Below are 24,216 nucleotides of genomic sequence, written 5' to 3'. Positions count from 1 at the left end.
TTAGGCACCCACCAGCGATTGACCACAAACGCGCAGTACCTGACCGTTGAGTCCAGCAGCAGAATCTGAACCCAAGAAACTGATCGCCTCGGCCACGTCCTGCGGCAAACCACCCTGCATCAGGGATGGAAGCACCATTCGTGCCACGGTGCGCGTACCAAGAGGAATCTTCGAAGTCATGTCCGTTTCGATGAAACCCGGTGCAACGGCTGCAATGGAGCCGCCGTTGGCTCCGAATAGTTTGGCGCTGGAACGCACCATGCCAATAACTCCGCCCTTAGATGCAGCGTAGTTGGACTGCCCACGATTTCCAGCAATGCCAGAAGTCGACGCCAACGAAACGATACGAAGGTTTGGCAACCCAGCGGCCAGGAACGCCTCATTCATACGCAACTGAGACGCGATGTTCACAGCGATGACCGAATCCCAACGCGCTGCGTCCATGTTGGCCAGCAGCTTGTCACGAGTGATGCCGGCGTTGTGGATCACCAGGTCCAATGAGCCGTGACGGCCGATGGCATGATCCATAATCTGCTGTGCAGCATCAGCGGCGGTGACATCAAGTTGAAGGGTAGTCGCTCCGATGGAGTTCGCCACCTTGGCCAAGGAATCCCCTGCTTGCGGCATATCAACCACTACAACCTGTGCACCGTCGCGGGCCAAGGTGCTAGCAATAGCCGCACCAATACCGCGTGCTGCACCGGTAACAACTGCGACCTTGCCGGCTAATGGCTTGGCGAAGTCTTCTGGAAGAACGCCCTGTTCATTACACACGGTCAGGAACTGGCCATCCACGTAGGCGCTACGACCCGAGAGGAAGAAGCGAAGTGCTGCCAGCGCACTGGGGCTAACGATGCTGGTGGAATTTTCCAGCACAATACCGTTGGCGGTTGCTCCTGCACGCACTTCACGGCCAACTGAACGCATGGCACCGTCGATGCCCTGACGTACTGCGGCGAGAGCCGGTTCATCTTCTGCAAGCGCTGGACGGGAGAACGAGACAACACGTGCGCCGGGCAGCAGCTGGCGTAGGGCGCGACCTGCGGCAAGCATGTTTGGTGAAAGTTCTTCTGGATGCGCTGCCTCATCAAGCAACAACAACAGACCACCAAGTTTGACGTCCCCTGCATCATGGCGACGCACATCAAGTCCCCAAGAGATCAGAACATCGCTGAGCTCTTGAGCACGAGCACTGGTACCCAGCACCAACAACGGGCCTGGTAGCAGTGGGCTATCAACGCTGTATCGGCGTAGACGCGGTGGTCGTGGGAGGCCAAGGAGCTTGGCCAGCTTTTTGGTGGCTCCCGTGTTTACGAGTTCCATGTACTTATCAGCCATTAGCTACGTGCCTCCAAAATTGCTACTACGCCCTGTCCGCCTGCGGCACAGACAGAAATCAGTGCGCGTCCGGAACCCTTTTCGTGCAGCATCTTTGCGGTGCTGGCGATGATGCGACCGCCGGTAGCGGCAAATGGGTGTCCTGCTGCCAGCGATGAACCGTTAACGTTGAGCTTCGTTCGGTCGATAGCGCCCAGTGGCGCGTCTAGTCCGAGCTTCTCGCGGCAGAATTCTTCGTCTTCCCATGCCTTGAGCGTGGAAAGGACGGTGCCCGCGAACGCCTCATGGATCTCGTAGAAATCAAAGTCCTGCAAGGTGAGGTTGTTGCGCTTGAGCATCCGAGCGGTGGCGTACGCAGGTGCCATCAGTAGACCTTCGGCGCCATGAACGAAGTCCACAGCAGCTGCTTCAAAGTCCACAAAGTTGGCAAGCATCGGTAGGTCATGGCTCAGCGCGTAGTCCTCGCTGCCAAGAAGAACAGCCGATGCACCATCGGTGAGCGGGGTTGAGTTGCCGGCGGTCATGGTTGCTTCGTCGCCAAGATTCTTGCCGAAGGCTGGCTTCAGCTTACCCAACTTTTCCATGCTGGAATCGGCGCGCATGTTGTTGTCTTTGGCAAGGCCGTTAAATGGCGTGACCAGGTCGTTGAAGAATCCGCGGTCGTAGGCGGCGGCCAGATTCTTGTGGCTGGCCAAAGCTAGTTCATCCTGAGCTTCGCGGGTGATGCCCCAGGCCTTGGTGGTCTGTGCCTGGTGATCGCCCATAGACAGTCCGGTACGCGGTTCGCCGGTACCTGGTGCGTTAGGTGCCAAGTGTGCAGGGCGAATTTTTGCAAGGGCAGCAAGCTTTGCCTTGGTGCTGCGTGCACGGGATAGCTCTAGCAGAATGCCACGCAGGGCTTCCGATACAGCAATTGGTGCGTCGGAAGTTGTGTCTACGCCACCACCAATTGCGGATTCAAGCTGACCAAGTTTGATCTTGTTTGCCAGGGACCCGATTGCTTCCATGCCGGTCGCGCAAGCCATCTGCACGTCGTAGGCAGGAGTTGCGTGGTCCAGGGAGGATCCGAGTACAGATTCGCGGATCAGGTTGAAGTCCTTGGAATGCTTTAGTACTGCGCCACCGCTGACGGCGCCGATGCGTTCACCCTGCAGTCCGAAGCGTGCAATCAGCCCTTCGAGTGCGGCGGTGAACATGTCTTGGTTTGATGCATTAACGTAGGCGGTGTTGGAACGGGCGAATGGGATACGGTTGCCACCGATGATCACGGCGTTGCGCGCAGACTGCTGGCTCATGTTCAAAAAACTCCTACAAAGATTGTTGTGACACGTATTACTGTAACCAAGAGTACATGATACTCTGAGTTACGTGAACAAGATCACTGAAGTATTAGAAGGTGAAACAGACGGCCGGGCCGTCCGCTGGCAGGCGCATCGCACCGCTCGCCATGAGGAACTGCTTAAGTTAGCGCGTAAGGCCGTGCACAAGCTCGGCCCACAAGTTTCCATGGAAGACATTGCTAGCCACGCAAAGACCTCCAAGCCTGTCTATTACCGATACTTCGGTGACAAGGAAGGGCTACGCCAAGCGCTCAGCGCCAAGGTCATTAACGACTTCCGCGAAAGGGTTATCGCCGCAGCCCTGGCCAAGGACAAAGAACTCAGCTCCTTACACGCCATGGTTACTGCCTACCTTGAGCTGGCCACGAACAGCCCAAATCTGTATTACTTCGTCACAGGCGCACAGCGATCAGCGGATGATGAATCAGCCGGAGCACTCAACGACTTTTTCGATGAAGCCTCCTCTCTCATTAGCATTCGCCTGTTAAAGCTCTATGACGAAAAAGCCACCCCCGCTGCCTTGAGCCTTTGGCCCCGAGCAGCCTTGGGAATGGTTCGTGCAGCTGGAGAACAATGGCTTCGCCTACCCGCATCCGATTCAAAGCCGAGTCTCGAAGCGATGGCGCTCGAACTAACCAACTGGCTTGCCTACGGAATCACCTCAACTTCGGTAGAGATCAATGCCTAAAGATCGTAAAAACGAATTCACTGAATCATCAAGGAATGAAAGGTACGTCATGAGCGAGAACCGCATCAACGTCACTGCCCTGGCCGAACAGTTGCTTGGCCCCTACGCGGAAGTTCGCAAGGCTTCTCGCGCACGCGCCGCACGTCCAGATCTGCAGCGCGACCCATCATTGGCGATGGATGAGCACCGCGAACGCGTTCTGGGACAGTTGAGCTTGCTGGTTGAAGAAGAAGCTGTCCAGCGTGCCTTCCCGAAGAAGTTCGGTGGTTACGACGATCATGGTGGATCCATCGCTTCTTTCGAGGAGCTCGTGGCCGCAGACCCATCACTGCAGATCAAAGCCGGCGTCCAGTGGGGTCTTTTTGCTGGTGCCATACTTCACCTTGGTACCGAAGAGCACCACGCTAAGTGGCTCCCGGATGCAATGAACCTGCAGACGCCAGGCGCTTTCGCAATGACTGAAATTGGTCACGGCTCAGACGTGGCTGCAGTGGCCACTACCGCCACCTACGACGAAGCCACCGACGAATTTGTCATTCACACTCCGTTCAAGGCGGCGTGGAAAGAGTTCCTTGGCAACGCAGCTTTGCATGGCAAGTCCGCAACCGTTTTCGCCCAATTGATCACCAAGGGCGTCAACCATGGCGTGCACTGCTTCTACGTTCCAATTCGCGACGAGCAGGGCAACTTCATGCCCGGCATTGGCGGCGAAGACGATGGACTCAAGGGCGGCTTGAACGGTATCGACAACGGACGCCTGCACTTCAGCAACGTACGAGTCCCCCGCACCAACCTGCTCAACCGGTACGGCAATGTCGACGCAGATGGAACCTACTCCTCCTCGATCTCTTCGCCGGGCCGCCGATTCTTCACCATGCTCGGCACCTTGGTCCAGGGCCGTGTTTCATTGGACGGCGCAGCGACCAGCGCATCGAAGATTGCTCTGCAGATCGCTGTCACCTACGGCAACCAGCGCCGTCAGTTCAATTCGACCTCTGATACCGAAGAGACCACGTTGCTTGATTATCAGCGTCATCAGCGCCGATTGATTACTCGCATCGCACGAACCTACGCCTCATCCTTTGCTCACGATGGTCTGTTGGACAAGTTTGATGCTGTCTTCTCCGGCCGCGCAGACAGCGATGATGATCGCCAAGATCTAGAAACGTTGGCGGCAGCGCTGAAGCCATTGAGCACTTGGGACGCGCTGGATACGCTTCAAGAGAGCCGCGAAGCTTGCGGTGGCGCAGGCTTTATCGCAAAGAACCGTTTCACCCAGCTCTACCAAGACCTAGACGTCTACGTCACTTTTGAAGGTGACAACAACGTGTTGCTTCAGTTGGTTGGCAAGCGTCTGCTGACGGACTACGCTTCGGAGTTCCGCAAGCTTGATAACGGTGCCATGGCGTTGTTCGCTGCTCGACAGGTTGGTACTACCGCACTGTACCGTTCTGGTCTACGCAAGGTTGGCCAAGCATTTGCGGATGCCTCTGACGAGCGTAAGAGCGCTAACTTCTTCAAGGATGCTGACAACCAGCGTGCGCTACTCACCGAACGCATAAATGCCAAGGTTGCTGAAGTAGCTAATGCGTTGCGTGCGGCTGGTAAGGACAAGGCCAAGGGTGCAGCAGCATTCAACGAGAATCAGGATCTGCTCATTTCTGCGGCACGAGATCACGGTGAGCTCTTGCGTTGGGAAGCATTCACAGCTGCACTGGCAAAGATCGAGGATCCAGCAACCCTAGAGGTCGTGACCTGGTTGCGCGATGTATTTGCGCTGACCTTGATCGAGGAGGATTTGGGCTGGTACTTGGCCAACGGACACCTGTCGATGCAGCGTGCACGCACCCTTCCCGGCTACCTAAACCGGTTGCTCGCCCGCCTACGTCCACACGCTCAGGACTTGGTGGATGCTTTCGGCTACACCCAAGACCACCTGCGTGCCGACATCTCCTCCGGTGGAGAAGCGCAGCGTCAAGACGAGGCGATGGAGTACTTCCGAGCTTTACGCGCCAGCGACAATGCTCCGATCAGTGAGAAGTCGCTAAAGAAGGCTTCTGTCTAAGGACAATAATGTGGCGTCCACACTCAAAATGAGTGTGGACGCCACATTTGTTTAAGCGATCTTCGCTGTTTAGGAAAGCCGTTGGGCCAGGGCAACAATTAGCCCCTCGGGTCCCCTGATGTAGGCCATCTTCCAGACACCCTCATATTCACCGAGACCGCCAATCAATGTATAGTCTTGTGCATCTAGCTCGGATATCACGGCCACGATGTCATCAACTTCAAAGGCAAGAGATCTCAGGCCTAGTTCATTAGCCATAGCGTACGGTTGTCCCGGGCCATGCTCCGGTTTCTCGAAGCTGGAAAGCTCAATACCTACCTCGCTGTCGGGGGCCTTGAGCATCAAGATATTCGTACGCGAATTGGGCACTCCGCTGACGGTTTCAAGAAATTCGCCTTCCAGTCCATCGGCTCGTCCTTCAATGCGCAGGCCTAGGCTCACAAAGAACTTAGCGACTTCATCGATATCCGCGACGGTGATACCAATGTGATCAAACCTCACGATGCGTGCCACGATAGAAAACCTTCCAATGCTCTGATTGCTAACAGCTGCTCATCTGGCTCCAGGCTAGAGGTAAAGGCTATCTAGCGGGAAGCTCCTTAAGAACCTGAGCTACTCTTTCTCGTTGTTCAGAGTTTAGCCCTTGAACTGGTAGCGGAAGGCAATTGTGGTTCACCAGTTTGAGGTGTTCGGCGATGGCTGCAGTTACCCTCAGGCTGCCACCGAATTCAGCAAACAGTTCCCATATTGGATTCAGCTGACCCGAAAGTTGCAGGGCCACTTCATCATCCTGAGATTGCGCTGCTCGTGTAATGGCAAGCGCCGGTTCCGGAAGCGTTCCGCCTATGACGCAGTACCACGCGTCGCAGCCAGCAATCAGCCCTGCAGCTCCAAATCCATCACCGGAGACTCCGATGCTCACGTGCTCCGGAATCACCTTTCGGACCGCAGACACATGGGCTTTCGCAGCGACAGGGTCGGTGGGCACCCCTGGAATCTTGATTGATGCGATCCCCGGTAGTGCAGCTATGCGCGCATAGAGTTCGATACTGAACTCGAAGTGAGTTGTGCCGGGATTGTCGTAAACAACCACAGGTAACTCACTGTGCTCCGTGGCAGCTCGGAACAGGTCAAATACCTCATCGTCACTCAGCTTTTGATAGCCCACTGGCGCCAAAAGTACGCCGGCGGCACCAGCGGCTTTTGCGTCATCGATGTGTTCAAGTACGTGGGCCGTCCGTATCGCACCGACGCCTACAAGCACAGGAACGTTGCCGGCATGTTCGACTGCTAAGCGCGCTACGCGAGCGCGTTCTTCACGGCTCAGATACATATAGGATCCGGTGGATCCTAGCGCGGTAATCGAGTCAACGCCGGCCTTGTTCAATCGTTGAATCAGCTTCGTGAATGATCCTTCATCCACTCGTTCATCCTTCATTGGGGTAAGTGGGAATGCGCTCAGACCGGTGAACAGTTTCAATGTGACTCCAATAGTTGGCTAGTGAATTTATCATGACAGACGAAGGTGCAAAATACGTCTAACGCACCTAGCGTCGAAGGAACGTAGATTTAGGATCAGAGTTTCTGGTCCGGACTGCCAGCAACGCGCACGCAATGACTGCGAGTCCTCCGGCGAGGGTTTTCCAACCGATATGTTCGCCCAGTAATAGAGCAGCCCAGCCCATCGTCATGACTGGTTGAGCCAATTGAACCTGGCTGACCGTCGACATTGGCCCAATAGCCAGACCGCGGTACCAGGCCACAAATCCGAGGAACATGCTTACAATGCCCAGATAGGCAAAGGAACCCCAACTCGAAATTCCACCGGCAGGGATACTGTTGCTCAAACTGATGGCGGTGAGGGTAACCATCACGGGGCAGGCGAGCACCAGGGCCCACGAAATTGTTTGCCATGATCCTAGTTCTCTGGAGAGCAGTCCGCCTTCTGCGTAGCCGATGGCACAAACGATCACCGCGATAATGAGCAGAATATCTGCGCTTTGTAGGCCGGCTATTCCTCCTCCATTAATGGCGGCGAACATGACTGCAACGACGGCACCAAGTCCCGCGGCCAGCCAGAAAGGCAATCTAGGTCGTTCCTTGGTTCGCAGTACCGATGCAACAGCTGTTGCTGCTGGGAGAATTGCGGTGACAACAGCACCATGGCTGGCCGGGACCGAGGTTAATGCAAACGACGTCAACAGAGGAAAACCTGCGACTACGCCCAGGGCTACAACACTCAGTCTGGCCCACTGTGTGCGGTTCGGAGGCCTTTGCCCAGTGAGTAAAAGTGCCGCCGTGGCCAAAATTGCGGCAATAACAGCTCGGCCAGATCCGACAAACAAGGGATCCATGCCTCCGTCCGAAACAGCGATTCGGGTGAATGGGACGGTGAGCGAGAAGGCGCAGACGCCAGCTATGCCCCAGATCAAACCCGCTGAGGTCCCCAGTAGCGGTTGAGGCGTTTTCAGAGTAGCGGTACTATTGTCTTTCATGATTAACAGTAGCAGTGAACGGCTTGTCTCGAAACTGCGTGAGTGGATTTCCACTGCACCAACCGGCGCGCAGCTTCCCTCCACCCGCCAACTTGTTGCGGACTACGAGCTCAGCCCGGTGACGGTTCAAAAAGCCTTACGCACTCTCATCACTCAAGGGATCATTGAGTCACGCCCGGGTATTGGAACCTTCGTGCGCTCTATCCCGGTAACCCGACCAAACGACTACGGATGGCAGACCGCAGCATTGGGTGCTACGCGCAATCATTTGCCTCAGGTGCATCCGAGCCAACGGGTGTTGCCCAATGATGTCATCGCTCTTCACTCGGGTTATCCAGACCGTGAATTGTTGCCCCAGAGATTAGTGAAGTCGGCCTTCGCGCGAGTAGCACGCACCGAATCGGTACTGCTGCGTACCGAGCCGGCCGGTCTTCCAGAGCTACAAGCATGGTTCGCTTCCGAACTAAACGAACACCTGCTTCCCGGACTGAGCGCGCCCACTGCCAGAGATGTCGTCATTTTGCCTGGAAGCCAAAGCGGACTGGGCTCGATCTTCCGTGCGTTGGTCGGTGAGGGCGAACCAATGCTCATCGAATCCCCCACCTACTGGGGCGCCATTATGGCTGCAGCACAAGTCGGTGTGAGCTTGGTGCCGGTCCCAACTGGGCCTAACGGGCCAGACACCGACGAACTGGATCGTGCCTTGGAGCGCACTGGGGCACGGGCTTTTTACGCTCACCCGAATTTTGCAAACCCCACAGGGGCACAGTGGTCCCCTTTGGTGTCCGAACGTGTTTTAGAGATTGTTAAAGCTCGTGGCGCTTTTCTGATCGAAGATGATTGGGCCAAGGACTTCGGGATTTCCACCGAGTCTTCGCCCATGGCCGCCCGCGATGACACGGGGCACGTGGTTTATCTGCGTTCTCTGACCAAGAGTGTCTCCCCTGCGGTGCGCGTGGCCGGGCTGATCGCTCGCGGTCCGGCACGTGATCGGATTTTGGCAGATAACCAGGCACAGTCAATGTACGTCAGTGGCCCGTTGCAGGCGGTGGCCTTGGATGTTGTTACCCAGCCGGGGTGGGGCACGCACCTGCGTTCATTGCGCCAGCAGTTGACCAATAGACGAGATCAACTGATCAACGCGCTCCACCGGCACGTCCCCGAAGCTCACCTGCAGTCCGTTCCGCCTGGCGGATTAAACCTTTGGGTGCAGTTACCCGATGGCACCAACTTGCGGCAGTTGGAACAAGACTGCGAAACGCGCAAGTTGGCCATTGCTGCGGGTGGAAGCTGGTTCCCTGCCGAAGAATCTGGACAATTTTTGCGTCTCAACTATTCGGGGCCAAATCCTGGCGCCTTTGATGAAGGCGCCAGAATTCTCGGCGAAGCCCTGCGTAGTCAGTACGGCTAAGCCAGCCCGTCGACCTCAACCAGCCCGCGACGGGTAGGCACCGGAGCCACGTGGGTGCCGTTGGCCGCCACGCGCTGCACCGAGAGCAAACGCAAGCCCTGGCCTTGGGCGGTCTGCAAGATCCACGGGCCAACCATCAAGTACTCGTGATCGTTCTGCGCTTCAGTAACGACGCCGGTGACAACAAAATCGCCATAAGGGTTCTGGCTGAAGGAGGCAACAACCAAGTCTCCGTGGGAAAGCTGGGCGACCTCGATATCTTCTGGCGCAAAGTCGCCTTCAAACTCAGCGGGGAAAGCGCGAACGTCCTTATCTGGCTGACGCTGCATCACTTCTGCACCGTCAGTGTCCTTGGCTTTTTTCTTGGCAGCGGCAGCGTTGAGCCCGCCGACCATCACGTCGTCAAGAACCGTTGCGTGCGCGGCACCTGTAATCAGGAAGTTGCCGAATCGAGTGGTTTTGTAGAGTACGGAAAGGACGTCGCCGGCCTCAACGTCACCAAACGCGGCTTTCATACCGGCTACATCGCGCTTGCTTGGGCCCTTGATGAAAGCGTCCACTGGTTTTCTCCGATCGTGCAGGAATAAGGTTCTGCGCTTAAGCCTAGGTCAGTTCCTAGTCTGCACGAAACGAGAGACACCAAATTGGAACTAGCCTCGCATCGCTTGATCAAACCAGCCGGTGATGCTGGCCGGATGGGTGATAGCAGTGCCGACAACCACCGCAAAAGCACCGGCATCAAGTGCTGATTTAGCTTGTGCTGGAGTGTGGATCCGTCCCTCAGCGATCAGTGGACGGCCCAATTGCGCCCCGGCGATCTGCGCCAACAGTTCTAGATCTGGGCCTTCGGTCTTTTCTCGTTCGCCGGTGTAGCCGGCCAGTGTGGTTCCGATCAGATCGGCCCCGGCCTCGGCCGCCGCCAATGCATCATTTAGTGAGCCGCAGTCAGCCATCACCAAGGCACCGGTACGTTCATGCACCGCGGTAATCGTTTCAGTAAGTGATTTTCCGTCCGGACGCTCACGCGACGTGCCATCCAAGGCAACAATATGCGCTCCTGCGTTTGCCACAGCCAATGCGTGGTGGATGGTGGGAGTGATAAATACGCCTTCGTGTCCATCCTTGAACAGACCAATCACCGGGACTTCAACGGCTGAGCGGGTGAACTGAATATCAGCTATGCCTTGAACTCGCACCGCCGCGGCACCACCGATGACCGCTGAGGCAGCCACCTGCGCCATGGTCTGTGGATTACGCATCGGCTCCCCCGGATATGCCTGAGCCGAGACGATCAATGATCCACGTAGTTTTTCTAGGTCCGTCGCTGATAACAACAACTTTTACTCCTCTAACTTTCTGTCCAGAACAGGCTTGCTGCGCCGATAAGTGCTGCGTCAGTTCCGAGTTTGGCGGCGCTCAGTTCGGTGCCGCTGACAAGATTGATGGCGCTAGCCGCGAAGCCTGCGCGCAGCCCATCCCACCAGATGTCGCCGGCTCCGGCCATGCCACCGGCAATGATGATCCTTTGCGGATCAAGAACGTTGGCCAGAGAACCAGCGGCGCTTCCGGCCGCTAATCCCCCGATGTACAAGGCTTTATGTGCCTGTTGATCTCCGGAGTTGGCCAGCGTGGTCACTGCTTTAGTGTCACCAACGTCAGGGTTGTTGGCCAAGCGCTGATAGTGCCGATAGATTCCTGGTCCTGCAGCGATTGCTTCAACATGGCCAAACCGACCACAAGAACATTCAAGTCCCGCGGCGTAGGACGAATCGATATGACCCATGTGGCCAGCTACGTGATGGAATCCGCTGACTAATTGCCCTCCGGTGAAAAACGCACCACCGATGCCGGTGCCAACGGCCAGCAGCATGACCGAGTCGGCTCCTTGGCCTGCGCCGAATCGAGCTTCGCCTAAACCGTGCGCATGGACGTCGTTGACGGCGCGCACTTCTAGCCCGGTAGCGTCACCCAGAGCGGCCGACAGATCTGTTCCAGCCCAGCCTAGAATCGTATCGGTTGCCGAAACCACCTTCGCAGTGTGCGGATCGATGACCCCGGCGGATCCAATACCTAGTCCAACAGGCACGCTGTCACAGTGCGACTGCAGTTGAGCAACTACTGAAGCCATGGCCTCAATTATTGCTGTAGATCCAGCTTGCGCTGGGGTGGGAAGTTGGGCACGAAAGCCAGTACTGCCATCGGGGTGCACTACGGCACCGGCGATTTTTGTGCCGCCTACATCTAAGGCCAGCACTGCGCCGGTGCCGCTGTGTTTTTCTTGCACTGGTTTTGAACCTACTTGACAGCCACGGCCAGCAGGCCGGTTTCGGCAAGGATCTCGCGGATCTTCGCCGCTTCACTTTCGTCCAGGTTCACCATTGGTGTGCTCATCGCATTGGAGGAGATGACACCCAGTTCTACCAATGCGGTCTTGAACGCGCCCAGCCCGGCTGCGCCAGGAGAGACTCGTGATGCATCCGGGGTGTAAACGATGTCAAAGACTCGTGCGAGGCGATCCTGTTCGGCGGCAGCTTCAGCCCACGAACCCGCCTGGGCAAGATCAAAGAGGCGACGGTAACCGGCCGGGTCGACGTTTCCAAGGCCAGGGACCACGCCGTGTGCCCCACCCAAGAGTGCGCCATCCACAACAACTTCGTGTCCGGTGAAGACCGAGAACCCCTGGACATGCTTGGTGGCCAGGATCAGCTGGCGGAAGGATACGTCGTCGCCTGAGGAGTCCTTAACACCGATGATGGCACCGGATTCAGCAAGACGAATTGCCACATCCAATGGCAGCTTGTGGTGCGTACGAACTGGCACGTCGTAGGCGAAGATATCGACCTTAAGCGCTTCGTGAATTGCGGTGAAGTGAGCTTCGATTTCTGAACCGTTAGCGATGGCGTAGAACGGTGTGGTCACTACCAAGGCGTCGGCGCCCAAAGCGATGAGTCGGGAGCCTTCGTCGATTACGCGTGCGGTGGTCTGTTCGCTGGCACCAACCAGTACCGGAACTCGTCCTGCATTGGTGGCCACGATCTGGCGCAATACGCTATCGCGTTCACTATTGGTCAGGTACGGGACTTCGCCCGAGGAGCCAAGCACAAACAGGCCGCTGACTCCACCCTTGATGAGGTGCTCAACTACGGCGTCCAGGCCAACAGTGTCAATGCTTCCGTCGGCGGTGCGTGGGGTAACTACCGGTGGGATGACGCCGGTGTATTTTGGATTATTCTGATAAGCCACGGAAATCGGATCTTTCTTCTGAAGCCTGCGTTGGGCAGGCTATGGATTTTTAGTGTTCCAGCAGGGCCGGAGCGGCACCCAGCAAAGTGCGGGTGTAGTCATTAGTTGGTGAATCGAAAACTTGCGCAGCGTCGCCGCGTTCAACGATTTCTCCGGAATTCATCACGCAAATTACGTCGGAGACGTAGCGGACAGTTTGAATGTCGTGAGAGATGAAAACCATGGCCAAGTTCAGCTGGGTTTTCAGATCTGTTAGCAAATTCAGTACCTGAGCACGCACCGAAACATCTAGTGCGCTGGTAGGTTCGTCAGCCACGATAACGTCCGGTTCCAAAGCCAAGGCTCGTGCGATAGCTACACGTTGGCGCTGGCCTCCAGAGACCTGACTAGGTAGCGCAGAGGCAGCTGAGGCAGGCAGGCCTACCACGTTCAGCAGCTCCAGCGCCTTGGCTTGGCGGGATTTGTCATTGCCGATTCCATGTACGCGCAGTGGATCGGTGAGCGTATCCATAATGGACATGCGTGGATTCAACGCGGTGGCGGGATCTTGGAAGACCACGCCTACCGAACGGCCAAAGGCCTTTCGTCCGGCCGCGTTGCGCTTTGCCACCACTTCACCGTTGAACAGCACCTTGCCGCTGGTTGGTTCTTGCAGCCCAACTAGTACGGAGGCCAAAGTGGACTTCCCACAGCCGGATTCGCCCACGATGCCCACGGTCTGTCCGCGGTGCACCGTAAAGTTCACACCGTTCACGGCCTTCACCAAACGCGGGCTGAAAAGTTTTCCGCCACGAATCTTGTGGTGCACGTGAATGTCTTGCAGTTCGATGACTGGAACTTGACTCATTTCGCTGCTCCTACTTCTTCACTATGGCTCGCCCATCGGTGTTCGCTTCCCGCAGCCACCGGCACAAAGGACAAGTGACGGGATGGATCCGCGTCTTCACGTAGGGATCGCTCCGCAAAGCGGTCGCCATCAGCAAAGTCGTACGGGCTTGGCACGGTCCCAGGAATCTGGTGCAGGCGCTCGGACTGCGATTCAATGGACAGTACCGCTCCAAGCAAACCGCGAGTGTATTCGTGGTGCGGGTCTTTGAGTACATCGCTAATCGGACCGAATTCAACTACCTGTCCGGCGTACATGACAGTCACGCGGTGCGCCAGCGAAGCGACGAGGGCCAAGTCGTGTGAAACGAAGACCATAGCGAAGCCCAATTGCTCACGTAGCTCGTTGAGCAGTTCCACAACCTGCTTCTGAACGGTGACGTCCAGTGCGGTGGTCGGTTCGTCGCATACCACCAGTTTGGGGCTGCGCGAGAGTGCCATAGCGATCAAGACGCGCTGACGCTGACCGCCGGAGAGCTCGTGAGGGTAGGAACGCAGGGTGCGCTTGGCATCAAGCTTGACCAGGTTCAGCAGTTCTTCTGGGCTCTTGCGTCCGCCACGCTTGGTCAGCTGTCGCAGCTGGTCACCAACAAGCATGGATGGGTTCAAGCTAGAGAGGGCATCTTGGTAGACCATGGCGATTTGTTCACCACGAAGGCCCTTGTAGACCTTGTCATCGCCAGCCAGGGTCCCACCATCGATGGTGGCGGGAAGCAGTTCTTTGCCGTCGAAGGTGATTGAACCGCTCAGCTTTGCACTCTTACCGAGCAGACCCATGATAGCCAGCGAGGTAATGGACTTCCCACAGCCTGATTCGCCAACCAACGCCATGGTTTCGCCTTCGCGTACCGAGAAGGAGACGTTCTGCACGATTGGTGTATCCCCATAACGTTCGGGGAAGCGAATGGACAGATTCGAAACTTCCAAGATGGTGCGTGGGACCCCGTTGGAGGTGTCTAGAACCAAACGATCATTGCGCTTGGCTTCGGCTACCGAGAGCAGATCCAATTCAGTCCGCAGGCGTTCGCTGGCAGCACCGTCCATGGTTGGGCGGGCTTTTTGAACTGCCGGTTGATCCGACTTCGGCTTTGCCCCTGAACCCTTGGAGTTCACCAGAGCATCGGTCATGCCTTCAGCCAGAATGTTCAGCGCCAAAACGGTCAACAAGATGACCAGACCGGCAAAGGTGGTAGCCCACCAGGCACCGTTGAGTACCAGGTTGCGACCGTAAGAGATCACATTGCCCCAGCTTGGTGCCGGGTCCTGGATGCCCGCGCCAAGGAAGGACAGCGAAGCTTCCAGGATGATCGCGTCGGCAACCATCACGGTGGCAAAAACAAGTACCGGTGCCGCACAGTTACGCAATACGTGCTTGCCGAGGATGAAGAATCGTCCAGCACCAATCACTCGTTCTGCGCGAACATAGTCTTCGCCCCATTGGGCCAATACGTTCGCTCGAACAACACGGGCGATCTGTGGGGTGTAAATGATGGCGATAGACAAGATGATCACCGGCAGAGTATTTCCCAGTGATGCCAGCAGCGCAGCGGCTAGGGCGATGCCTGGGAATGCCATGACCATGTCCATGATGCGCATGATGGTTTCATTAGCCCACTTGGCGCTTGTTGCAGCCAGCGCTCCGAGCAGTCCGCCAAGGACCAGGGCCAAGGCCACGGAGCCCAAGCCGACAATCAAGGATGCTTGGGCACCGTAGAGCAAGCGCGAGTATATATCTCGGCCGAGTCGGTCGGTTCCGAAGAAGTGTTCTGCACCCGGCTTTTGGGCTGGAATGCCGGTACCTAGCGGATCATGTGGAGCAATCAGCGGTGCAAAAACCGCCAAGACTGCAATGATCAGCAAGAAGGCCAGAGCTATTTTTGAGCCAATTGGCAGCGCTTTGAAGCGTGCGCCGCCGCTGGAGAGTCGAGTGACCAGGTTGTTGCGTGGAGCCATGATGGTCATCGCTACACCGTCCTAATACGTGGGTTGATCAGCAAGTAGAGCAGGTCAACGATGATGTTGACCAGAACGAAGGTCAGCGCAATGGTCAGGGTGACTCCCTGAACTAGGCTGGTGTCCTTGTTGGTAATGCCGTTCATGATCAGCTGCCCCATGCCCGGAAGCGAGAAGATCATTTCAATGACTACTGCACCGCCCAGTAGGTAGCCGATTCGCAGGCCTAGAACGGTTACCGGGGTGACCAATGCATTGCGTAGCACGTTGCGGGAGATCACTTCACCCCGAGGCACACCGTTACCAATGGCGGTTCGCACATAATCGCGGTCAAGTTCTTCGACCATCGAGGTACGAACCACGCGGGTCAGGGATGCGGAAACGGGGATTGCCAAGGCCAAGGCCGGCAGGATCATGTGCATGAACCAGGTGCCCAAACCGGAGCCGGCGGCAGCCGCACCACCGGATGGAAGCAGCGGGTTTTTACCCAGTGCGAACCACTGGATTAACAGGATGCCAAGCCAGAATGATGGGGTGGCGATGGCTGCAATGGAGAAAATTCGGACTACTTGATCCGGCCAGCGGTCACGGTATAGAGCTCCGAGCAAACCGAATGCCAGCGAGATAATCACGGCAATGATCACGCCGAGAAAAGTTAGCTGCAAGGTCAGCGGGAATGCCTTGGCGATCATTGCTGATACGGACTGGGCCGGCGGCGTGGTGACACCAAAATCAAAACGGATCAGTTGTCCGATGAATTTGAAATACTGGATGATCAACGAGTCATTCAGGCCCCGCTCTTCGCGGTAGGCCTCTTTGGCCGCCTCTGATGCGCTGTCGCCCAAGGCGTTGGTGGCTTCATCGCCTGGGGCAAGCTTCATGATGATGAAGACCATGGCTGAGATGCCTAGGATCATCACCGGCAGTGCAGCAAGGCGACGTAATAGCAGGTTGAGGAAATTCCCCATGAAATAACTCCGTTGGTTATCGAAGCGTGCAGTTCAATGTGCCAGTAGTTTCCGGTCCGCACCACGATGATTCGGGGTGCGGACCGGAGCTATGGGCCAGCTAGGCTTTTCGGTTGACGCCGACGAACGAGATGCCGGTCGTAGGCAATGGTTGGAAGCCTTCCAACGCATTTTCGTCCCAAGCCGAAGGCAACTGACGGTGAAGGATTGGGTACAGGGGAACCTGATCGGCAACAATATTGATTGCCTTGCCCCACGCTTCCATGGCCTTATTGTTGTCTTCGGTCTTGATAGCCGCGTCAAGCTGCTTTTGCAGTTCCTTGTACTCCGCGGTGTCGCTCCAGCGGAAGCGAGCCTTTGGCCAGACTTCGCCTCGGTAGAACCAGCTCAACAAGAGGTCCAGGTCGTTGCCGAAGACCGAAGGGTCACCAGGGGCCGCGACAACACTGAACTTTCCGCTATCAACGTTGTCGGTATACAACGCACCGGACTGCAGGTTTTTCATCGTGACCTTGACGCCCGGAATCTTGTTCCAAGATTCGAGGATCAGCGGGGCAATGTCTTTGACCCACGAGGTGTCGGTGGTGAGTAGCTCAAATTCGAGCTTGTCCACACCAGCTTCCTTAAGCAGTTTGGCTGCTTTTTCTGCATCATGGGAGTACACGGTGGAAGCCTTGATGTACTGTGGGTGGCTTTCTTGCATGTATGAACTTGCCGGCTTCGCTTTGCCCAACAATGCGGTGTTAATGATTGACTCGGTGTCCAAGGCGTAGTGCAGTGCCTGGCGTACCTTCGGATCGTTGAACGGCTTCTTGGAGCAGTTGAACATCAAGAACAAGAGGCCGAAGGAATCCGCGGTCTTCACAGTGACCTTGGAAGCCAGACGGTCCATATCTAGGTATGGAACATCTTCAATAGCCTGGACACGGCCAGATTCCATTGCGGTGACGCGAGCGGCAGCATCCGAGAGCAGGTACCAGGTCATGCCACTAGCGGTAGCTGCGTACTTGCCGTTGTAACCGTCAAACTTCTCAAAGACAATCTTGTCGTCTTTGGTGGCCGAGACGAACTTGTACGGACCACTGCCCACAGGCGCAGCATCGAAGGCTGCCTGATCCTTAGAAGCAACAGACTTAGGAACAACCTTGACCACCGAGATGCGCGTGGCAAAGAGTGGGAAGGCATAGTTCAGCTTGAACGTCACTGCCGTCTTGCCCTTAGCCTTGACCGACTTGATGAAAGGGATGAACTGAGCAAAGAGCGACGCGTTCTTGGTATCCAGCACGCGTTCGAATGAGTAGACAACGTCTTCAACGGTGACCGGGTCACCATTATGGAACTTCGCACCCTCGCGCAGTTCCACTTCCCAAGTAGTGTCGTCAACTTGCTTTGGGTCGGCTGCAGCCAAGGCGAGGAATGGCTCGCGAGTGGCCGGGTGAAGATCAACTAGACCCTCAAAGATGTGCATGTTGGCCGCAAATGGAGTTGCGCCCGAAGATGTCATCGGATCAAAGCCGGTGGAAAGTGCGTACGAAATGCCGGCTTCAATAGTTCCGGTGCCGGCGCCAGTGCCGCCTCCGGTACTAGTGGAATCCGAGGAACAAGCCGACAAGCTGGCAGAAAATGCTGCCGCAGCGCCGACCATTCCGGTGAATCGCAAAAAATCTCGACGTGCAAAGGGCTTATTGGCTACTTCTTTTAGCGCCATCGGTGCCACCTCCAAGGTCAAAAGTGCATGTTGTAGGACGTAGGATGTCCCATCTATGGTTTAGACTGTAGTGCGAGACACACCCTATGGTCAACTACTTCACAATTTTTAAAATAACACCCAAGGACAACGGAGGATCCATTGAGCACTCCACCTGTACGCCGGCCAGATGCACGCGCCCGACTACGCACCCTGACCAACGACATCACAACACTGATCCTTGACCGCGGCTTGTTGCCCGGCGACCCGATGCCGACAGAACAAGAACTGATGGCTGAGCTTGGCGTTGGACGCAACTCGCTGCGCGAGGCTGTCAAGGTTCTCCAAGCACTAGGCATCGTTGATACCCGCCATGGGTTTGGCATGTTTGTAGCCAAGGAAAACCTCAACGCATTGCAGGAGTCCCTAGCCTTCCGTGGACAGCTTTCTCTCCGGCATCACGGGCACGAAGCCAACGAACTGGTGGACGTGCGCCAAGCACTAGAAACGGGACTGATCGGATTGGCCATTCAGTCGGTGACCAAAGAGCATTTGCAGGCACTAGAGCAGGTAGTCACCGAGATGGAAGCTCACGCCGAACGCGATGAGACCTTTGTTGAACAAGACAAGGCTTTTCACCGCATCCTCTTTGAACCGCTAGAAAATCAGCTTTTGACCAATCTCCTCGGAGTGTTTTGGGACGTCTATCGGACCATCTACGATGCCGTCGATACCGACACGGAAATCACCCAGCCAGCCAAGACGGCACAGGATCACCGAGATATCCTCGACGCCGTTCGCAGCCGTGACGTGGGTACTGCCCGGTCATTGATTTCAGAACACTTCAACGGGATCCGCGCCTTGCTGGCCAAACGCGCCTCTGAGTAAGAAGACCAAGCGAATTAGTAAACTCCGCAAGGTCTCAAACATTCATTTCACAGCTAAGCTGGGATGGTGGACACACTAGAACGCTACGCACCCAATGAAAATCTAAGACGCGACGAGGCGGCTTGGCGCGCTGAAAACATCACTTGGCACTTCGCTGAAGTTCAACTGGACTTAGGCAACGCGAGTGATCCTTCCGCGCTCAGTTTCACCTCGATTACTACCTTAAACTTCTCTTCAAAACGAGCCGATACCTTCCTCGACTTCATTCACGAGTCCGTTCAAGAAGTTCTGGTTAATGGAACGGCTATTGATCTTTCCAGCGCGGTACTCGATGCTCGTATCTACCTGGATACCTTGCGCACCGATGCGCCCAACACCGTGAGGATTACCGGTCAGGCACTGTACTCTCGCTCCGGCGAAGGATTACACCGCTTTGTTGATCCCCAAGACGGGGAAACCTACCTCTATACCCAATTTGAGCCTTCTGAGGCTCGGCGGGTTTTCGCCTGCTTTGAACAGCCAGATCTGAAAACCAGTTTCCGCTTCACCCTCACCGGCCCCTCGGCATGGCATTTGGCTAGCAATCAGCCAATCGTTGACGAAGTGTTTAACGACGACGGCACCAAAACAGTGGCATGCTCCCCCACTCCACCGATCTCCAGCTACATCACTGCAGTGCTGGCTGGTCCGTACCATGTGGAACGTGCGGAGCATGTCCAAGAATTGCCCGACGGAGAAGAATTGGTTATCGAAATGGCAGCTACCTGCCGTGCCTCGTTAGCCGAACACTTTGATGGCCAAGAGATTCTAGAGCTGACCAGCCGCGGACTGGATTACTATCACGAGCTGTTTGCTTACCCTTACCCGTGGGGCAAGTACGACTCGGCGTTCGTGCCTGAATACAACCTCGGCGCCATGGAGAACCCTGGCTTGGTGACGTTCACTGAAAGCTACGTTTTCACTTCGCACGCTACCGAGGCTCAATACGAGCAGCGCGGCAACACCATCATGCATGAGATGGCGCATATGTGGTTTGGCGACCTGGTCACCATGAAGTGGTGGGACGACTTGTGGCTCAAGGAGTCATTTGCTGATTACATTGGCACCCTGGCCAATGACGAAGCCACCGACTTCACCACCGCTTGGACCACCTTCGCGGCCCGCCGCAAGGCGTGGGCCTACGTGGCCGATCAGATGCCAACGACGCACCCAATCGTTGCGGACATCCCTGACCTTCTGGCTGCCGACCAGAACTTCGATGGTATTACTTATGCCAAGGGAGCCAGCGTCCTCAAACAGCTCGCGGCCTTTGTCGGCGCAGAAGCTTTCCGCGATGCAGCACGTTCCTACTTCCGTAAGCATGCCTACGCAAATACTTCGCTTGAGGATTTCCTTCAGGCCCTTGAATTTGCCAGTGGTCGCGATATGCGCCAGTGGGCCGACGCATGGTTAAAGACCAGCGGAGTACCAAAGCTCAAGATCAGTTACAGCACCGATGAGCAAGGCTTCATTTCAGCGGCTCAGTTAGAGCAATTTGGCACAGATCCCATTTCCGGTCAGCGGATCATCCGTCCGCATGTGCTCAGCGTTGGCGCGTACGAACTTCGTGAAGGCAAACTGGTACGTACCGAGTCTGTCCCGGTAGAACTCACAGGCCAGGCCGTGGCCCTTGATTTCCTGGTGGGCCGAAAAGTTCCTGATCTGCTATTGCCCAACGATGGTGACGAGACCTACGCGCTCATCGAATTTGATGCTGCTTCTCGTTCCACTTTGCTCAATAACCTTTCGGGCCTGACCGACTCGCTTCCGCGAGCAACCTGCTGGGCTTCGCTATGGGACGCAGTGCGCTCGGCGACCTTGGACGCACAGAGCTACGCCAAGGCCATTTTGGCTCATGCACATACGGTTACCGATGCCGGCGTATTCACCGTGCTGACCAACCAGTTGGTTGATTCCATCAGCAAGTACGTTGCTCCTGAATTGCGCGTGGAGCTTCGAAGTGAAGCCGTTGAGGTACTCACTGGTTGGCTCGCCATCTTTGAACCGGGCAGCGATCAGCAGACGACCACCGCGCGAATCTTGACCCGGCTCGCGCGATCCGGAGTTGCCAACGAGGTTATTGATGCGTTCCTGGGCGAACAGCCTAACCGTCTGCAGGTAACTGTCGATGAGCAGCTGCTCTGGAACTCGTACGTTGCTCTGGCAGCATCGGGTCGGCTGGATGCATCAGCTGAAGCCCAAATGCATGCCGTGGCCAAAGCGAACCCAACAAGTATTGCGCACAACGCGGTACGTACAGCACTAGCTGCGCGGCCAGACGCACAGGTGAAGGAATCAGCCTTCGATACTGTACTCATGGCTCGCGACGAGAAGTCAGAACTGTCCAATGATGCTCTCTCCGCCACAGCCTTGGGATTCTCGCTGGGTTCGGCTTCTCTGCTGGCCCCATTCGAGTCTCGTTTCTGGGCAGCTATCTTGCCCGTCTTTGAAACGATGAGCATGGAATTCGCAACCCGAGTGATCGAGGGCCTGTTCCCTGGACATCAGGACTTGGATGGCTCGGTAGAACAGAATCAGGCATTAGCCTGCGCCACAAAATGGCTAGAAGATAATGCTCAAGCTCCTACAGCACTGAAGCGAATCCTTTTGGAAGAGCGTGCTGAGTTGGAACGCTCGCTGAATGCTCAGGCGTTCAGTCGCACCAGCCGGTAGGTCCACAACACAGGAGCCCGGACTCTTGGATGATTATTTCATCCGAGAGTCCGGGCTCCTTGTCTGCCTGTACCAATACGGTTATGGAACGCGGGCAGTCCACTGCTCGGTATCAAATTTGGTCTCGGCCAGCTTCTTGGCTGCAGCGCGAGTTTCCTCGTCAAGTTGCGCAGGCTTGGCACCAGTTCGCTTTGCGAAGGTATCCATCATGACCTTGATGATTTCCAAACGGTCCAGCTCTGTTTGGGACTTCAAGGGATCTACTCGCTTTACCGCTGACGTAATCCCCTTGTCCGAAATTTTCTCACGGCCAATGCGCAGCACCTGAGTCATCTTTTCAGCATCAATGTCATAGCTCATCGTGACGTGATGCAGCATAGCGCCGTTGGCCAATCGCTTTTGAGCGGCACCGCCGATTTTCCCGGTCTGGGTGGCAATGTCATTCAGAGGCTTGTAGTGAGCTTTAAGTCCAATGCTCTCCAACGCTTCCATCACCCAAGCATCCAGGTATGGGTATGAATCGGCAAAGCTCATGCCATCAACCAAGGACTCTGGGGCGTAAAGCGAGTAGGTGATGCAGTTGCCCGCTTCCATGAACATCGCACCGCCACCGGAAATGCGGCGCACAACCTTGATGCTATAGTACTGTGCTTGTTCCATATCCACTTCGTTTTTCAGTGACTGGAAGGAGCCGATAACAACTGCGCCTTCGTTCCAGTCCCAGAAGCGAATGGTTGGTTTACGCACGCCTTGAGCGATTTGGCGGGTGAGGACTTCGTCGAGAGCTACTTGTTCAGCAATCGGGATGATCTCTGGACCCAGCACTTCCCACTGGTGGTCTTCCCATTTGGTTGCGTGGCCGAGAGCTCGACGAACCACTCGTGCCACGGCATCTGCATCAAATCCGAACATGACTGCGCCGGTCCGCAGGTTCTTGGTGACTGCATCCCTAATGGTGCTGTGGCTGGCATCTGTTGGCAGGCCCAGCACCGCTGCATTGAGGTCTTCTAACGCTTCATCAGGTTCTAAGAAGAAGTCACCGTTGAGTGAAACGTCGGTGATCTTTCCATCTTTGCTATCGAGATCTACAACGACTAATTTGCCACCGACAACCTTGTATTCACCATGATGCATCATGCCACTAGTCTATCCCTGACCACCGCTTTCCACAGCGCACGAGGGTGCAGATCACAGAATCAGCGAATCCTGAATTAAGGGCTGAAAATCGTCGCGTTAAAGCAAAACGACGTGCTTCCAAAAATGGAAGCACGTCGCATAAAGCTTGCGAGGGGCGAAGTATTACTTCTTGCCGCCGAAGCCCTTGAAGCGGGCGTTGAAGCGCTCGACACGACCAGCGGTGTCCATGATGCGCTGCTTACCGGTGTAGAACGGGTGCGAAGCAGCCGAGATTTCAACGTCAATCACTGGGTAAGTGTTGCCGTCTTCCCACTCGATGGTCTTGTCCGAAGTTGCGGTCGAACGGGTCAAGATCTTTTCGCCGGATGCCAGGTCGTTGAAAACCACAGCGGCGTACTTTGGATGGATATCAGCCTTCATAGCTATACACCTTTATGTTAATTGGCCACTGGATTTTGCCAGCAGCTACCTACTCGGAAATTTAGTCATATGCAGCAGAGATCATTGAAGAACTCGAAACACACAGACATTACATCCTATCGCACTATTTCACCTATGGAGAACCCTGTTAGCGTGGTGCGGAGCACAGATGCCAGAACGCAATAGCGCTAGCCGCACCCACGTTCAACGAATCAACTTCGCGATGCATCGGAATGATGACTGTGCGGTCAGCCAAAGCTAACGCTTCTTGCGTCACTCCCCTGCCTTCATTGCCCAAGATCATCGCAATTTTTTCGCCCGGTTTAATACGGACATCATTCAGTGCCACGGCATCATCGGTCAGTTCCATCGCAAGTAGTTCGTAGCCATGAGACTTGAGCTTTTGAATATCGGTGGGCCAGTTGTCCAACCGAACCCACGGAAGATCAAATACGGTGCCCATAGAAACGCGTGCGCTTCGGCGATACCAAGGATCAACACATTTAGGTGTCAGCAGCACAGCATCGATACCGAGTCCGGACGCGGACCGAATGATCGCGCCCAAGTTGGTGTGGTCTGCGATGTCTTCAAGAATCGCGATTCGCGAACTTGATTCGAGAACCTGATCCAAGTCGAGCGGTTCAGGGCGATTCATTGATGCCATTGCACCGCGATGCAGATGGAATCCAACCAGGTCTTCTAGTTGCTTGTCATGTCCGATGAAGATCGGGGCGGACGGGAACTTATTAAACTCTTCGGTCAACTGGCCCAAATGCTTTTCGGCCAACAGGAAGCTACGTGGAACATGGCCAGCATTAATAGCGCGCTGAACTACCTTGGTGCTTTCAGCTATATACAGTCCATTTTCAACGTCCGTTCGCATCCTCAGATGCGCTTCGGAGAGTCTCAAATATTCATCTAAACGGGGATCTTCTAGATCTGCAACGTGCAAGATGCGTTCAGGATTCACAATCTCGTTCATGGCT

Annotated in this window: 21 protein-coding genes; 5 read left to right on the top strand and 16 right to left on the bottom strand. The window is 55.8% G+C overall.

Annotated features, from left to right (window positions below; translation table 11 throughout):
- Together ACT3RW_RS07720 and ACT3RW_RS07715 are read right to left on the bottom strand one after the other, a co-directional pair.
- Complete coding sequence (locus tag ACT3RW_RS07720; RefSeq protein WP_444613368.1) at window positions 1–1,338, bottom strand: 3-oxoacyl-ACP reductase; 1,338 nt, start codon at window positions 1,336–1,338, stop codon at window positions 1–3.
- On the bottom strand, window positions 1,338–2,633 hold the full coding sequence (locus tag ACT3RW_RS07715; RefSeq protein WP_444613367.1) for an acetyl-CoA C-acetyltransferase: 1,296 nt from the start codon (window positions 2,631–2,633) through the stop codon (window positions 1,338–1,340). The genes ACT3RW_RS07720 and ACT3RW_RS07715 overlap by 1 nt, the downstream gene beginning before the upstream one ends.
- A gap of 73 nt (window positions 2,634–2,706) precedes the next feature.
- Between ACT3RW_RS07715 and ACT3RW_RS07710 the strand changes: the two genes are divergently transcribed.
- Together ACT3RW_RS07710 and ACT3RW_RS07705 are read left to right on the top strand one after the other, a co-directional pair.
- Complete coding sequence (locus tag ACT3RW_RS07710) at window positions 2,707–3,366, top strand: TetR/AcrR family transcriptional regulator (protein ID WP_131088163.1); 660 nt, start codon at window positions 2,707–2,709, stop codon at window positions 3,364–3,366.
- A gap of 49 nt (window positions 3,367–3,415) precedes the next feature.
- A complete protein-coding gene (locus tag ACT3RW_RS07705; RefSeq protein WP_444613366.1) occupies window positions 3,416–5,431 on the top strand; it encodes an acyl-CoA dehydrogenase family protein in 2,016 nt (671 codons plus the stop codon).
- A gap of 69 nt (window positions 5,432–5,500) precedes the next feature.
- Here the strand turns inward: ACT3RW_RS07705 and ACT3RW_RS07700 are convergent, their stop codons facing one another.
- The 3 genes from ACT3RW_RS07700 to ACT3RW_RS07690 all read right to left on the bottom strand — a co-directional run bounded on the left by ACT3RW_RS07700 (window position 5,501) and on the right by ACT3RW_RS07690 (window position 7,926).
- Complete coding sequence (locus ACT3RW_RS07700; protein WP_444613365.1) at window positions 5,501–5,944, bottom strand: VOC family protein; 444 nt, start codon at window positions 5,942–5,944, stop codon at window positions 5,501–5,503.
- 67 nt (window positions 5,945–6,011) lie between these two features.
- Window positions 6,012–6,905, bottom strand: coding sequence for a dihydrodipicolinate synthase family protein (locus tag ACT3RW_RS07695; RefSeq protein ID WP_207306500.1), 894 nt, complete (start codon window positions 6,903–6,905; stop codon window positions 6,012–6,014).
- A 73-nt stretch (window positions 6,906–6,978) separates the two neighbouring features.
- Entirely contained in the window at window positions 6,979–7,926 is a 948-nt protein-coding gene (locus ACT3RW_RS07690) for a DMT family transporter (RefSeq protein WP_444613364.1), read from the bottom strand.
- On the opposite strand from ACT3RW_RS07690, the gene ACT3RW_RS07685 reads away from it, so the two are divergent.
- Window positions 7,925–9,337 (top strand): aminotransferase-like domain-containing protein, encoded by a 1,413-nt coding sequence (locus ACT3RW_RS07685; protein WP_444613363.1) that lies wholly within the window; start codon window positions 7,925–7,927, stop codon window positions 9,335–9,337. The genes ACT3RW_RS07690 and ACT3RW_RS07685 overlap by 2 nt on opposite strands.
- On the opposite strand, the gene ACT3RW_RS07680 is transcribed toward ACT3RW_RS07685, so the two are convergent.
- The 8 genes from ACT3RW_RS07680 to ACT3RW_RS07645 form a co-directional block, all read right to left on the bottom strand.
- Complete coding sequence (locus tag ACT3RW_RS07680) at window positions 9,334–9,897, bottom strand: hypothetical protein (RefSeq protein ID WP_444613362.1); 564 nt, start codon at window positions 9,895–9,897, stop codon at window positions 9,334–9,336. The two genes, ACT3RW_RS07685 and ACT3RW_RS07680, sit on opposite strands and share 4 nt — an antisense overlap.
- Before the next feature lie 90 nt (window positions 9,898–9,987).
- The gene (locus tag ACT3RW_RS07675; RefSeq protein ID WP_444613361.1) at window positions 9,988–10,674 is read right to left on the bottom strand and encodes an N-acetylmannosamine-6-phosphate 2-epimerase; all 687 of its coding nucleotides are present in this window, start codon (window positions 10,672–10,674) and stop codon (window positions 9,988–9,990) included.
- Between the two features lie 11 nt (window positions 10,675–10,685).
- The gene (locus tag ACT3RW_RS07670) at window positions 10,686–11,621 is read right to left on the bottom strand and encodes an ROK family protein (RefSeq protein WP_444613360.1); all 936 of its coding nucleotides are present in this window, start codon (window positions 11,619–11,621) and stop codon (window positions 10,686–10,688) included.
- An 11-nt stretch (window positions 11,622–11,632) separates the two neighbouring features.
- Window positions 11,633–12,580: a dihydrodipicolinate synthase family protein gene (locus ACT3RW_RS07665; RefSeq protein WP_444613359.1), complete on the bottom strand. Its 948-nt coding sequence runs from the start codon at window positions 12,578–12,580 to the stop codon at window positions 11,633–11,635.
- A gap of 49 nt (window positions 12,581–12,629) precedes the next feature.
- A complete protein-coding gene (locus tag ACT3RW_RS07660; RefSeq protein ID WP_444613358.1) occupies window positions 12,630–13,427 on the bottom strand; it encodes an ABC transporter ATP-binding protein in 798 nt (265 codons plus the stop codon).
- Window positions 13,424–15,427 (bottom strand): dipeptide/oligopeptide/nickel ABC transporter permease/ATP-binding protein, encoded by a 2,004-nt coding sequence (locus tag ACT3RW_RS07655; protein WP_444613357.1) that lies wholly within the window; start codon window positions 15,425–15,427, stop codon window positions 13,424–13,426. Before ACT3RW_RS07655 ends, ACT3RW_RS07660 begins: the two co-directional genes overlap by 4 nt.
- 2 nt (window positions 15,428–15,429) lie before the next feature.
- Window positions 15,430–16,386, bottom strand: a complete 957-nt coding sequence (locus tag ACT3RW_RS07650; RefSeq protein ID WP_444613356.1) for an ABC transporter permease — start codon at window positions 16,384–16,386, stop codon at window positions 15,430–15,432.
- A 100-nt stretch (window positions 16,387–16,486) separates the two neighbouring features.
- Window positions 16,487–18,094 carry an ABC transporter substrate-binding protein gene (locus ACT3RW_RS07645; RefSeq protein WP_444613355.1) on the bottom strand — a complete coding sequence of 536 codons (1,608 nt, stop codon included), beginning with the start codon at window positions 18,092–18,094 and terminating at the stop codon, window positions 16,487–16,489.
- A gap of 141 nt (window positions 18,095–18,235) precedes the next feature.
- On the opposite strand from ACT3RW_RS07645, the gene ACT3RW_RS07640 reads away from it, so the two are divergent.
- Window positions 18,236–18,961, top strand: coding sequence for a FadR/GntR family transcriptional regulator (locus tag ACT3RW_RS07640; RefSeq protein WP_444613354.1), 726 nt, complete (start codon window positions 18,236–18,238; stop codon window positions 18,959–18,961).
- 63 nt (window positions 18,962–19,024) lie between these two features.
- Complete coding sequence (pepN, locus tag ACT3RW_RS07635) at window positions 19,025–21,673, top strand: aminopeptidase N (RefSeq protein WP_444613353.1); 2,649 nt, start codon at window positions 19,025–19,027, stop codon at window positions 21,671–21,673.
- Window positions 21,674–21,754: 81 nt separating this feature from the next.
- Here pepN and ACT3RW_RS07630 read toward each other — a convergent pair whose 3' ends face one another.
- The 3 genes from ACT3RW_RS07630 to ACT3RW_RS07620 all read right to left on the bottom strand — a co-directional run bounded on the left by ACT3RW_RS07630 (window position 21,755) and on the right by ACT3RW_RS07620 (window position 24,212).
- The gene (locus tag ACT3RW_RS07630; protein WP_444613352.1) at window positions 21,755–22,810 is read right to left on the bottom strand and encodes a lipoate--protein ligase family protein; all 1,056 of its coding nucleotides are present in this window, start codon (window positions 22,808–22,810) and stop codon (window positions 21,755–21,757) included.
- A 162-nt stretch (window positions 22,811–22,972) separates the two neighbouring features.
- The gene (locus tag ACT3RW_RS07625; RefSeq protein ID WP_131088147.1) at window positions 22,973–23,230 is read right to left on the bottom strand and encodes a type B 50S ribosomal protein L31; all 258 of its coding nucleotides are present in this window, start codon (window positions 23,228–23,230) and stop codon (window positions 22,973–22,975) included.
- A 148-nt stretch (window positions 23,231–23,378) separates the two neighbouring features.
- A complete protein-coding gene (locus ACT3RW_RS07620) occupies window positions 23,379–24,212 on the bottom strand; it encodes a TrmH family RNA methyltransferase (protein ID WP_444613351.1) in 834 nt (277 codons plus the stop codon).
- Window positions 24,213–24,216 lie beyond the last annotated feature (4 nt).

Origin of the sequence: Glutamicibacter sp. AOP5-A2-18, assembly GCF_052446055.1 — a bacterium.
GTDB lineage: Bacteria > Actinomycetota > Actinomycetes > Actinomycetales > Micrococcaceae > Glutamicibacter.
Note: the sequence above shows the minus strand (reverse complement) of the source record. Positions and strands in the feature narration are given on the sequence as shown.